General features: G+C 38.5%; 12 protein-coding genes. 1 reads left to right on the top strand and 11 read right to left on the bottom strand.

Annotated elements, in window-relative coordinates; genetic code table 11:
• Nucleotides 1-66 precede the first annotated feature (66 nt).
• From rho to IGL32_RS04545, 4 genes are all read right to left on the bottom strand, one after another.
• Nucleotides 67-1,359 carry a transcription termination factor Rho gene (gene rho / locus IGL32_RS04560; protein WP_002357968.1) on the bottom strand — a complete coding sequence of 431 codons (1,293 nt, stop codon included), beginning with the start codon at nucleotides 1,357-1,359 and terminating at the stop codon, nucleotides 67-69.
• Nucleotides 1,356-2,648: a UDP-N-acetylglucosamine 1-carboxyvinyltransferase gene (locus IGL32_RS04555; protein ID WP_002357969.1), complete on the bottom strand. Its 1,293-nt coding sequence runs from the start codon at nucleotides 2,646-2,648 to the stop codon at nucleotides 1,356-1,358. Before IGL32_RS04555 ends, rho begins: the two co-directional genes overlap by 4 nt.
• Before the next feature lie 173 nt (nucleotides 2,649-2,821).
• Entirely contained in the window at nucleotides 2,822-3,691 is an 870-nt protein-coding gene (locus tag IGL32_RS04550; RefSeq protein WP_002357972.1) for a class II fructose-bisphosphate aldolase, read from the bottom strand.
• Between the two features lie 202 nt (nucleotides 3,692-3,893).
• A complete protein-coding gene (locus IGL32_RS04545; protein WP_002381974.1) occupies nucleotides 3,894-4,850 on the bottom strand; it encodes a YitT family protein in 957 nt (318 codons plus the stop codon).
• 234 nt (nucleotides 4,851-5,084) lie between these two features.
• Here IGL32_RS04545 and IGL32_RS04540 point away from each other — a divergent pair, with 234 nt between their 5' ends.
• A complete protein-coding gene (locus tag IGL32_RS04540; protein WP_002357974.1) occupies nucleotides 5,085-5,579 on the top strand; it encodes a YajQ family cyclic di-GMP-binding protein in 495 nt (164 codons plus the stop codon).
• A 16-nt stretch (nucleotides 5,580-5,595) separates the two neighbouring features.
• Here the strand turns inward: IGL32_RS04540 and IGL32_RS04535 are convergent, their stop codons facing one another.
• The 7 genes from IGL32_RS04535 to IGL32_RS04505 are packed head-to-tail and all read right to left on the bottom strand — an operon-like array spanning nucleotide 5,596 to nucleotide 12,974.
• Nucleotides 5,596-6,279, bottom strand: a complete 684-nt coding sequence (locus tag IGL32_RS04535) for an HD domain-containing protein (protein WP_002380173.1) — start codon at nucleotides 6,277-6,279, stop codon at nucleotides 5,596-5,598.
• Nucleotides 6,280-6,300: 21 nt separating this feature from the next.
• A complete protein-coding gene (locus IGL32_RS04530) occupies nucleotides 6,301-7,266 on the bottom strand; it encodes an asparaginase (protein WP_002357976.1) in 966 nt (321 codons plus the stop codon).
• On the bottom strand, nucleotides 7,263-9,725 hold the full coding sequence (locus IGL32_RS04525; RefSeq protein ID WP_002386632.1) for a helicase C-terminal domain-containing protein: 2,463 nt from the start codon (nucleotides 9,723-9,725) through the stop codon (nucleotides 7,263-7,265). The genes IGL32_RS04530 and IGL32_RS04525 overlap by 4 nt, the downstream gene beginning before the upstream one ends.
• 36 nt (nucleotides 9,726-9,761) lie before the next feature.
• Nucleotides 9,762-10,280: a GrdB-related putative oxidoreductase gene (locus IGL32_RS04520; RefSeq protein ID WP_002361637.1), complete on the bottom strand. Its 519-nt coding sequence runs from the start codon at nucleotides 10,278-10,280 to the stop codon at nucleotides 9,762-9,764.
• Between the two features lie 17 nt (nucleotides 10,281-10,297).
• Nucleotides 10,298-11,653: a PTS cellobiose transporter subunit IIC gene (gene celB, locus IGL32_RS04515; RefSeq protein ID WP_010826475.1), complete on the bottom strand. Its 1,356-nt coding sequence runs from the start codon at nucleotides 11,651-11,653 to the stop codon at nucleotides 10,298-10,300.
• Between the two features lie 18 nt (nucleotides 11,654-11,671).
• Entirely contained in the window at nucleotides 11,672-12,001 is a 330-nt protein-coding gene (locus tag IGL32_RS04510) for a PTS sugar transporter subunit IIB (protein ID WP_002357981.1), read from the bottom strand.
• Nucleotides 12,002-12,020: 19 nt separating this feature from the next.
• Nucleotides 12,021-12,974 carry a N(4)-(beta-N-acetylglucosaminyl)-L-asparaginase gene (locus IGL32_RS04505; RefSeq protein WP_002361636.1) on the bottom strand — a complete coding sequence of 318 codons (954 nt, stop codon included), beginning with the start codon at nucleotides 12,972-12,974 and terminating at the stop codon, nucleotides 12,021-12,023.
• Nucleotides 12,975-13,007: the final 33 nt, after the last annotated feature.

The following is a 13,007-nucleotide window of genomic DNA, read 5'->3' as shown; positions in this document are numbered from 1 at the left end:
CTGTATCAGAGTTATTTTGTCGGTATACAACAATGCTATCTTACCATGTTTTCAGTTGGTATGCAATTATCTTTTTGGATTTCTTTTAATTTGTTTGCCAAACGAAACATCATGGAAAACTTCAAATAATTGTTGATTATTTTGGGTCCGTTTCAACATTTTTATGAATTGATCCGTATATTCCAGCGAGTCTCCTGACATATTATTTCTCAATTTCCACGTTTCTTCTAGTTGTTCTGGTGTCATTAGCAACTCTTCTTTTCGCGTACTTGATTTTTTAATATCAATTGCTGGGAAAATACGGCGTTCTGCTAATTCACGAGATAAATGGAGCTCCATGTTGCCTGTACCTTTGAATTCTTCATAGATGACATCATCCATTCGGCTACCTGTATCCACCAATGCCGTGGCTAAAATAGTCAGACTGCCCCCTTCTTCGATATTTCTGGCAGCACCAAAAAATCGTTTAGGTTTGAAAAACGCAGCTGGATCTATTCCGCCACTTAAGGTTCGACCACTAGGCGGGACCACTAAATTATAGGCCCTTGCTAAACGAGTGATGCTGTCCATTAAAATAACTACGTCCCGTTTGTCTTCAACTAAGCGCATTGCTCGATCCAGAACCAATTCAGCAACTCGCGTATGATTTTGTGGTTGTTGATCAAAAGTTGAAGAAACCACATCGCCTTTAACGCTTCGCTCTAAATCAGTCACTTCTTCAGGGCGCTCGTCAATTAACAACAGAATCAATTCCACATCAGGATGATTTTCTGTAATCCCATTAGCAATTTCCTTTAAAACACTTGTTTTTCCCGCTTTTGGCGGCGCTACAATTAAACCACGTTGCCCAAAACCAATTGGGGCAAATACATCAATCATTCGTGTTGATAATCTGCCAGCCGTTGTTTCTAACGTTAATTGTTTTTCAGGATACAACGGTGTTAGCGCTGGAAAATGTGGCCGCTCTTTCGCTTCTTCAGGATCTTTCCCATTGACACTTTCAACATGCATGAGTCCATAGTAACGTTCTGATTCCTTTGGCGGACGCGCCTTGCCAGCTACTTTGTCCCCATTTCTCAATCCGAAACGACGAATTTGAGAAGAAGAAATATAAATGTCTTCTGCACTTGGTCCATAATTAATTGGTCGCAAAAAGCCATAACCATCCTGAGAAACAATATCTAAAATTCCTTCCATGAAGAAAAACCCTTGCTTCTCAGCTTGTGCACGAATCACAGCTAAAGACAATTCTTTTTTGTTCATTTGGCTATAATAAGGAATTTTAAACTCTTTCGCGTATGCATAAATATCTTTTAACGTACTGTTTTCCAATTCAGCCATTGTTAAATAGTCGCTCATTGATCCACCTCAAACGGACCTTCTTGTTCTTCGGTTTCTAGCATTTGAATATCAGCGCCTAAAGCAGTTAACTTTTCGATAATGTGGTCGTACCCACGTAAAATATATTCTACATTATAAATAGTGGTCGTACCTTCAGCCATCAAGCCGGCAGTGACTAGGCAAGCGCCTGCCCGTAAATCAGAGGCGACTACTTCTGCACCGTGCAATTGATTTGGGCCATTTAAGATAATCATATTGCCTTCAACCGAAGCATCAGCCCCCATCCGCACCAACTCAGGGATATGCTTATTTCGTTGAGCATAAATCGTATCAATAATTTCACCAGTTCCTTGTGCTTTTAAAAGTAATGGCGTTAACGGTTGTTGCAAGTCTGTGGCAAAACCAGGATACGGATAGGTTTTCACCGTCGTCATTTTCAGATCATGTGATGGATGAACTTCAATCATGTCTTCTTCAATTGTCATCTTAACGCCCATTTCTTGCAATTTCGCAATGAAGCTTTCTAAATGCTCATAAATAACATTTCGAACCTTGATTCCTTCACCCATAGCTGCTGCCATAGCTAAATAAGTCCCAGCTTCAATTCGATCTGGAATAATCGAGTGACGACAGCCATGTAATTCTTCGACTCCTTCAATCCGAATAACATCCGTTCCAGCTCCTCGAACTTTTGCACCCATGTTATTTAATAATGTAGCAATATCAATAATTTCTGGCTCACGCGCAGCATTTTCAATAATCGTTTTGCCTTTGGCTTTAACTGCGGCTAACATGACATTGATTGTAGCGCCAATAGATACCATATCCATAAAAATTCGGGTTCCTTGTAAGCCAGCTTCGTCTGTTCTCAAGTACATCGCCCCATGTTCGTTGGTTACATGAGCGCCTAATGCTTCAAATCCTTTGATATGTAAATCAATTGGACGAGGGCCTAAGTAACAACCGCCAGGTAAGCCGACAACGCCTTCCCCAAATCGACCAAGAAGTGAGCCCATAAAATAATAGGATGCACGTAAGCTATTGATTTTTCCTTTTGGCATTGGCACAGAAACAACTTCTGTTGGGTCAATAATTAATGTATTATTTTCAAAAGTAATTTTAGCACCCATAATTTCTAAAATTTCAATTAATGAGTGAACATCCTGAATGTCAGGAACGCCATCTAAAGTCACGGGCGAATCTGCTAAAATAGCAGCTGGAATTAAAGCGACCACACTATTTTTGGCGCCGCTAATGGTTACTTCGCCTTTTAATGGACGATTCCCATTGATTACGATTTTTTTCATTTATATTCTCACCTATCTGTAATATACGTTTTCTAAATAAACTACCCAATCATTCTATCATAATCAAGCTTAAGAAAAAAGAAAACTTCTCAGGTATTTTAATAGAATGAAAAAATAACAAAAAATAAAAAAGACAGCCACGTGCTGTGGCTGTCTTTAACGTAACTAGTTGATTAAGCTTTGTTAGCTGAACCGAACCAATCAATGTGTTCTTCTGCATCTTTGATGATTGCAGCTTTACCTGGTGCTAATAATTTACGAGGGTCAAATCCTTTACCTTCTAAATCTTTACCAGCTTCAATATATTCGCGCGTTGCTTTAGCGAATGATAATTGGAATTCTGTATTTACGTTAACTTTTGAGATACCCATTGAAATTGCTTTTTCAATTTGTTCTTGAGGAATACCAGAACCTCCGTGTAATACTAGAGGTACATCAGAACCGACAGCTTCAGCAATCGCTTGTAAGTGATCAAATGCTAAACCTTTCCAGTTTTCTGGATATTGACCATGGATGTTACCGATACCACATGCTAAGTAGTCAATACCTGTAGCAACCATTTGTTTACATTCTTCGATATCAGCTAATTCGCCAGTACCGATGATTCCGTCTTCTTCACCACCGATTGAACCAACTTCACATTCGACAGAAATACCTTTAGCGTGCGCTTTTTCAACTACATCTTTCGCTAATTTTAAGTTTTCTTCGAATGGTAAGTGAGAACCATCAAACATGATTGAAGTATAGCCAACTTCGATACATTCTAAAGCAGCTTCGTAGTCACCGTGGTCTAAGTGAATTGCTACTGGAACTGTGATATTCATTGAGTCTACTAAATTAGTAATCATGTCTTTAGCTACTTTGTAGCCGCCCATGTATTTAGCAGCGCCCATTGATGTTTGGATTAGAACTGGTGCTTTTTTAGCTTCTGCTGCTTCTAAAATCGCTTGTGTCCATTCTAAGTTATTTGTGTTATAGCCACCTACTGCATACCCGCCTTTACGTGCTGCTTTTAAGAATTCTGCTCCTGATACTACTGGCATAAAAAATTCCTCCTAAGTTTTTAAAAACTTTATTTGTTAGGTGTTCCCTAACCAACGGTTCTATTTTAGCAGAATTCCTGACACTTTTCTAGTAAAATTCCCTTTTTCAGAAAATTTTTGTCTATTCTTTCACATAACCTTCATTTTTATAAAAAAACCTCCAGTTTTCCCGTTAAGACTTTGGGACCTGAAGGCCGACTTGCTATTTTAATTTTTTCTTTGGTGGATAACGTTTCACCTTGTAGGATTGAAGCTCAGGAAATGTTCCTGTACTATGAAAAATCCGTTGTTCATCTTCATTGGCAAAACGCCCTAAAACCGATTGTGTTGGTAAAATATTTACAAAGGCATTCTCATCGATACTGTAAACTGCTTGTTCTAAATCATAGAGCTCGTAGCGAGTAATGACCATCATAATCATCCGACCTTCTGCACCTGAATAGCCGCCGATTGAAGGCAACAAGGTCATGCCACGAGCGATTTGTTGAGAAACTTCTAAGGCAACGGCTTCTGGTCTCGTGGTGACAATCATTGCTGTGACTTTTTGGTGACTGGTATGAATCATGTCGACCACCTGACTCAAACAGTAAATAGAAATAATAGTATACAACGCACTTTCCCAGTTAAATACAAAACCAGCCAACAGCACAATAATACCATTTAATAAGAACATAAAATTACCAACTGTTTTCCCTGTTGTTTTTGAAAGAATCAGTGAAATAATGTCCATGCCGCCAGTGTTAAAGCCCATTTTCAATGAAAGCCCTGCGCCAACGCCGACTAAGACACCACCCATAATTGCGTTCATCAAAGGATTCGTTGTGACTGTTACGATTGGCACAAACATAGTGACAACGGAAATACCAATAACATTGATGAAACTAAGAATCGTTGATTGTTTCCCTAATTTTACAAACCCTAGAATGAAGACGGGAATGTTTAAAAATAAAATGAAAATCCCTGTATTAATATGGATTCCTAAATTTGTATATAATAATGTAGCAATGATTTGCGCAATTCCGTTCATCCCTGCCGAAAAAACTTTTGCCGGAATCAAAAAGAAATTCAAACCGACCGCAGAAGTCAAAGCGGTTATCGCCATCACTGCTATTTTTTTTATCGATTCATTCCTTTGGTAAGTACTAACCAATCGACTCATTTTTCTTCGCTCCTTCGCTATTCTTCTGACTTAGAATAACAGGTTCTATCCTAAAAGAAAAGGGGCTAAAAGCGAACATTGAAAAAAATTTTTTTGCAACGTTTCCATGAAAGAATGCGGGAAGATATCCCTAAAAATTGATCTTCTTATTTCTCTATTCAAAATGATTCTAGCCTAACCTTTTTTACTATTTCATGATATGATGAAGCAAAGAATATTTTAGGAGGTTTTTACATGGCTGCAAAAGAAGCAAGTTTTGATGTAGTTTCAGAGGTCAATATGGAGGAAGTCAAAAACGCAATTCAAATTGCCTTGAAAGAATTGAAAAATCGTTTTGACTTTAAAGGGTCAATTGCTGATATTAAATTGGAAAACGATAAATTAGTAGTCGTAGCTGAAGATGATTATAAAGTCGAGCAAGTGAAGGATATTTTATTTGGAAAATTAGTCAAACGCAATGTTCCGATTAAAAATATTCATTTTTCAGAAAGTGAAAAAGCCTTAGGCGGTACTGCTCGCCAATATGGTGATTTAATCAGTGGTATTGATAAAGAAAATGCAAAAAAAATCAACACAGCTATCAAAAACTCTGGGATTAAAGTTAAGTCACAAATCCAAGAAGACAAAATTCGGGTAACTGGAAAAAGTCGGGATGATTTACAAAAAGTCATGGCTCTTTTACGAGAATTAGATTTACCAATGGCTCTTGAGTTTAATAATTATCGCTAAAAAAATCCTTCAACTGTTAATGAACAGTTGAAGGATTTTTTTGTTTTGGTACCGGCCATTCTTGATTATTCAATAAAACGATTGGTCGGCGTTGGATTTTTCCTGAAAAAGCGGCAATTGCTTTGAAAACCTTTGGCATAAAATAAAACGCATTTAATTCTTCTAAATCCAGTTCTTCTTCTGCCGTAAACGAGACACAAACCTCTTGTTCTGAAAGCATAATTTCAATTTTCTTTAAAAATTGAAATTGCCGCATTCCTGGCACGAAATAACCAGCCTTTGCAACACGAGAGGTTGTAATATCTAATTTATCACTAATGATTAGCGCTAGTGTCATTAACTCTTCCGAATCAAAGCCGTTACTATGATTTTCTATAGAAGATAAAATTTCTTCTTGATAAGGCAAACAAATCTTTTGCTTACGAAAATATGCTTCTGCAAATTGTTTCCCACGAAGTGCATGTCCTGCTTTTCCTTGTAGCGCACCCACATCATGGAGCAGTGCCGCAATTTTTGCCGCCTCTAAATACTCCTCTGAAACAGCAAGTTGTTTCAAAATCATTTCCGTCATGGCTACGACATTGGTTACATGAAACCAATTATGGTATGCCCACCCAGCTTCTTCATCTTCCATTTGACCAATTGCATCATAAATTTGTCGAATTTCAGTATCTTGATGAATGCGTTCAAACAGCTTCATTTATTTTCTCCTTAAAATTAGTTACTGTTCCAAAAATTCTTTTAACTCTGCAGGATTTTTTTCGCTGTTTAAACCAACAATTAAACGAATCCGCGCTTTCGGTCCGTTTAAACCACGGGCAAAAACGACCCCCATTTTTTTCAAGCCAACGCCACCACCAGCATAATCATAGATATCTTCAGCAATGCCATTGGAACAACGAGAAACTAAAACGACTGGAATCCCGTTGTCTAGCATTTTTTGTAATGCTGGGAGCGTTTCTGGCGGTAAATTACCCGCGCCTAGCGCTTCAATTACTAACCCATCCGTTTCTGGGGTGTTTAATAATTCAAACATCCGTTCACCCATCCCCGCATAGGCCTTCACTACGTGAACATTTCCTTTCACAGAAGAAACATCGCAAACTTCTTGCGGTAAGACCTCTTTCGCAAAAAAAGCACGTTCTTTCGCAATGGTTCCTATTGGTCCAAAAGTTGGCGTCCGAAACGTCGCTACGTTCGTTGTATGTGTTTTTGTCACATAACGCGCCGTATGAATTTCATCATTCATCACGACTAAAACACCTTTATCGTACGATTCGTCTGAACAAGCAGTCCAAATAGCACTGATGAAATTATACAAGCCATCACTACCGATTTCGTTACTTGACCGCATTGCTCCTGTTAAAACAATGGGGATTTTTTTCTCTAAGGTTATATCTAAAAAATAAGCAGTTTCTTCTAATGTATCTGTTCCATGCGTAATAACCACGCCATCAATTGGTTCAGAATAAGCTTTTTGAATCCGTTCTTTTAATTGAAACATCCGTTCTAAGGTCATGTGTGGTGAGGGAATATTAAAAATATCTTCAACAACTAAATGAACCTTGCCAGAAAATAATGCTTCTTGTTCCATCAACGGATTTTTTTCATTCGGGGCAACACTTCCTCCTGCTACTTTCGACATGGAAATGGTCCCACCTGTATGAAGGACTAAAATGGTCTTCATTTGTTTCCTCCTTTGTTTTCTTTATTTTTTAACCAAAATTGTTTCACTTGTTGAATGAGTTGTTCATTGGTGTTTGCCTTTCGATGCGCCAACCAATGCGGCGGAAAGAAACGCTGGACACTTGGTAATTCAAATCGTTCGTCTAATAACAACACAAAGCCTTTATCTTGCGCATCTCGAATGACACGTCCAGCCGCTTGCAAGACTTTATTCATGCCAGGAATTTGATACGCAAATTGAAACCCTTGCCCTCGCTCTTCTTGATAAAAAGTGCGAATCAGTTCTTGCTCTGGGTTCATTTGTGGTAGCCCGACACTAACAATTATCGTACCAATCAATCGGGTACCTTTCAAGTCAATTCCTTCTGAAAATATACCACCTAAAACACAAAAACCGATGAAAGTTTCTTGAGGATTCTCTTTAAATTCAGCTAAAAATGCTTCTCGCTCTTTTTCGTTTAAGTCCGTTCCCTGAATTTGAGTTTTTACTTGCGGGTAACGTTGGCTAAATACTTGATAGACATCATCCATATAGGCGTAGGAAGGAAAGAAAATTAAATAATTACCTGTTTTTGTTTCACTTAACTTCCCTAAAAGTTCACTAATCTGTGGATAACTTTTTTCACGGTTTTTATAGGTTGTTTGAAGATGACTACCAATCATCAACAATTGATTTTCTTCCGGAAAAGGATACGGAATCCGATAACGTAGGCTTTCTTCACCTCCACCAAGCACTTCTTGATAATAATTCAGAGGTGTTAAACTTGCCGAAAATAAGATACTCGCTTTCCCTTTATCTAATCGTTGTGACAATAAATAAGCCGGATCGACACAAAATTGTTTCACAACGCAGTCATAGTTTCGCAAAGAAATAGACGTATAAAAACCGTTGTCGTAATACTCGCTGATTCGAAGATAACTTAAACAATCAAAATAAAAACTGAGAATCGACGCCAATTCCTCAATGTGTTGATTTTCTGGCAACCATTCTGCAATTACTTCTGTTAATCGATGTATCTGTTTAACTAATGAATCAATTGGCGCGCGTTGGGCAAAAAAATCCGTGTCTTTTTCTTCACAGATTGCTTCAATATCATCAAACGTAGTTAAGACTTTTTGACAAGCTCTTTTCAATTGAACAGATTCTTTTTGCAATCTTTTTTGAATTTGCAAAACCGCATTCCTAGAAATAGCGGCCGAATACATCTCCCGTGAACGATTAACCAAATTATGGGTTTCATCCACTAAAAAAATATTCTCTTCTGCACTTTGGGGTTCTTCAAAGAAGCGCCGTAAATAAACCGTTGGATCAAATAGATAATTGTAATCGCCAATAATTAAATCACACCAAAGACTTGCATCTAGCGACAACTCGAATGGACACAATTGGTGCTTTTGTGCATACCGTTCAATAACCTCTCTCGTTAAATGATTTTCATGTTGCAATAAATCCCACAGTCCCTCATTTAAACGATCATAATAGCCATCAGCAAACGGGCAATGTTCTGGTGTACAATTTCGTTCAGTTAAAAAACAAATTTTATCTTTTGCTGTTAACGTAATACTCTTAGTTTGCGCTTGTTTTTCGGACAGCGCTTTGACGGCATCTTCAGCCACTTGCCGCGTGATGGTCTTAGCTGTTAAATAAAAAATCCGTTCACCTTCTTCTTCACCAATTGCTTTCATTGCTGGAAAAAGAGTGGACATTGTCTTGCCTGTTCCAGTTGGTGCTTCCACGAAGAGCCGCTGTTTACTAAGAATTGTTTTATAGACGGCTACCGCCAATTCTCGTTGCCCTTTGCGATACTCCCCGTAAGGAAAACTAAGATTTTTTAATGATTTATTTCTCAAAATACGCCACTCTTCTTTAAAAATTACCCACTGTTCATAGCGCTTCATCAAATCAGTAAAAAACTCCGCTAATGCAGCTTCTGTAAAATGGCGTTCTTGTCGTGTGATTTGTTTTGTGGTGGTCTGATAATAAGTGAGTTGAAGCGTTATTTCAGAAAGTTGTTCTTGTTGGCAATACATGTGACCATAACACATCGCTTGATACCAAAACAATTCGACCTTTTCTGGCGGCAATTCTTCAAACGCTGGTTCGGATGTTTTAATTTCATCAATGACCACTTGCCCAGTTTCTTTCACAAAAATGCCGTCTGCACGACCTTCTACACAATAATTATGGCCATTTAAAGGCACCTCAATTTTTAAAGATACTTCCTTTTGATAAAGGCTCCCCGCTTCCTTTTGCAACATTCGATGAAGGCGACTACCTTCTTGTGGTGTATGTTCACTCACATGGCGAGAATCGATACTTCCCCGCCTTAAAATAAATTCGACCACTTGACGCACCGCAATTTTTCTCGTTGATTTCACGTAATCCCACCTATCTGCCTCCCTATTATAGAACATACATTCGCTAAACAAAAGCAAAAAATCCAAAACGAACACAATCATGCGTTCATTCTGGATTTCTCTTTAGATTATCAACAATTAAAAACAACTTGTTTCTTCTAACTGTTTGGTTTCTTTTCCATTTGCTTTTGCCACGACCAATTGCGCCATTTGTTTAAACGAATTATTTAAACCAATGCCGCCCTTTTTGGGCATCTTCACAATCGGTACTTGCTGATAATAGTGACTAACTGCTGGATTTTCTTCTGCCATCGCTGCAATTGCAGGAATGCCTGCAGCATTAAACTTACAAGCTAGACGAGCAGCCATTTCTCCAAAATTAGGATAATGCATGGCTGGTCCGCAAAGAACCGCATCGGCATGAAACTTTTTTGCAAAGCCAATAAATTTCTTTGCTACCTCTTCCTCGTTTTCCAAATAATATTGGTCACCACAATAAAGTGTCGCAACAATTTCCGCACCTTGCTTCTGTAAAAATGGTAGCAATGTTACCCCTGGACCTAAGGGAGCTTTTTTACCACTTGGTTTCAGCTGAGCTTGTTCATCACTGCCAAATCCTGCTAAACTGTGGTTTAAGACTAAAAGGATTTTTTTCATGCCTATTTCCTCCTTATTTATAAATCATCGAAGTCAAAGGAATCAAAATCAATTTCTTCACTCTCTTCTTCTTGTGCTTTCAATTCTTCACGTAAATATTGGTCATCCATAACTCGAATAAAAGGATAATAAATGAACATTCCTAGTACCAATAAGAGAGCTTGCAGAATTGATCCTTGCCAACCGCTGACTAAAAATCCTGAGATAATTGGCGGGGTCGTCCACGGCAATTGAATACCATTCGTCAATGGAACTAAGCCCCAATCCATAGCAAAATAGGCAATAATAATATTAATTGCGGGTACTAAGACAAATGGAATTAAAAGGATTGGATTTAAAACAATTGGTAACCCAAAAATGATTGGTTCGTTAATCCCAAAAACACCAGGAATTAGTGAAAGTTGCGAAAGCTTTTTAATTCGTTGACTTTTACAGAATAAGACCATCACAATGATTAATGAGAGTGTGGAACCGGCGCCACCAAATGTTGCAAACATATCTTGAAATTGTCCAGTGATGATGTTGGGAATTTCATGACCGTCTTTAAATGCTTGTAAATTTTCAACAGACAATGCCCGCAAAACAGGATTAAAGACTGCGCCAACCACACTACCTCCGTTAATGCCAAAGAACCAAAAGAAGTGTAAAAATAAATAAGCAATGCTCATTGCACCTAAGGTATTACCAAGACTCAATAAGGGCGTTTGTAGAAATTCAAAAATAACATCTTGTAAATTACCATAAGGAGTTAAAGCAGCCAGCCAATTGACTAAAAACATGAGAGTAACAACTAAAAAACTCGGAATCAGGGCCTCAAAAGACTTAACCACTGTTGGTGGCACTCCTTCTGGCATTTTTATTGTCCACCCTTTACGAACAATGGCCACAAATAAACGAGTCGCAATTAATGCGACAATCATTCCTAAAAACAAGCCACTGGAACCCATCCATTTTAAAGGTAAACTAGTAACTTCATAAACCTTTGAACTATTTTCCGGTGTAAATAATGTTTGATAAGGCGTTACAATAAAAAATGAAACCAATGCGATAATTCCTGCTTGCATTGCATCCACATTGAATTGTTTTCCTAAACTATAGGCAATACCGACAACGGCCAGAATAGTCATTACATCAAAACTAGCACTAGCTGGAACAGACATCATTGTCGCCCAGTCTTTACCAAGCAAATGAGACATCCAAGTATCCCATTGTGGCAAAGGAAAATTAGCAATTAATAAGAAGACCGAACCAACAATCAACAAGGGCGTTGATAAAAGGAAGCCATCACGAATCGCTACTAAATACTTATTTTCTCCTATCACTTTTGCCAAAGGGGTCAATACGCGCTCTAACCAATCCAAAAATTTTTGCACGGTCGTCACTCCTATCTATTATTTTTTATTTTGCTTAATTAACCGCAGCGCTTCTTTCAATGCTTTTTCGCCATCCATCATGCCATAAATTTCTGGCGCAATTGCAGCGACAGGAATCCCTTGAGGAGCAAATTGTTCTTTTGTTTTTTCTAATAAAAAACGGACTTGTGGTCCTAATAAAATAGCAACAGGCTTCTCTGCTTCAACCACTTCTTGTGCTCTTGCAATAGGAAAAGCAGTAATCATTAAAGGCATTTGATGTTTTTCCACCACTTCCATCATTTTATTCACCATAATACTTGTAGACATCCCTGCATCACAAAAAAGATAAATTTGTTTTTTACTCATGTTCCTTCACTCTCCTCATTTATTCAATTGGTGCTTTGATTCTTTTTTCATAGGCCGCTAACCATTCTTGTGAAATCGGCTGAATCTCTGTGGTATGATTCTTGCCTGGATTTGCAATATAGATTTCTGGTTGCTGCATATCAGTACCAACCGTAAAAGTAAATTCCACATTCGTAGCTACGCCCCAGTCTCCCTGTTTGTTCATGGCCACTAGTGAAAAAGCTCCTGCTTTCCCATAACGTTGGGTCAATTTTTCATGAAAAGCATAGACGGCTTGATCACATGCTTGTTGTGGCGAGCGCCCTTCCCCCATTAAACGAACGATTTCATAAGAAAGACAGCCTTTCATTAAATCTTCACCTAAGCCTGTAGCCGCAGCACCACCAATTTCGCTATCAACATAAAAACCAGAACCTGACAGTGGTGAATCGCCAACACGTCCTGCTTTTTTCATGAAGAGTCCCGAACTGGAAGTGCCAGCTGCCATTGATCCTGTTTGGTCTAACGTAATAGCGCCGACAGTATCATGCCCATCATAGGGGTTCAACTGATTTTCCTGAATTTCTTTTAAACGCTTTTGCCACCATTGATTAGCGCGTTCTGTCAACATATTCTTTCTTTCAAAACCGTGCAACATTGAATATTTCGTTGCACCTGCGCCAACACGAAAACTATTAAACTTCTCTTTACTTAATGCTTTAGCCACTGAAATCGGATTTTTAACATCTGTAATTCCCGCCACAGCACCAATTGCAAATGTGTCTCCATCCATATAGGCAGCATCCATTTCTAAAATCCCTTCCTCATTAGGTAAACCGCCGTAGCCCACTGACTTATAAAAAGGATAGTCTTCTACTTCTTTAATTAATTGTTCCACGGCCGTGCCTGCAGCACCTCCTTGTTGTAATTCTTCTGTAGCTTTTAGTAACCCATCATGTGCCATCCGCCATGTCGCAATTGCACCCCAAGTCATTTTCCATCCGCCCTTTCGTTAACGCTTACATTT

This window comes from Enterococcus sp. AZ035 (assembly GCF_050548325.1).
Taxonomy (GTDB): domain Bacteria; phylum Bacillota; class Bacilli; order Lactobacillales; family Enterococcaceae; genus Enterococcus; species Enterococcus faecalis.
This window is presented reverse-complemented; position numbering and strand designations above follow the sequence as displayed.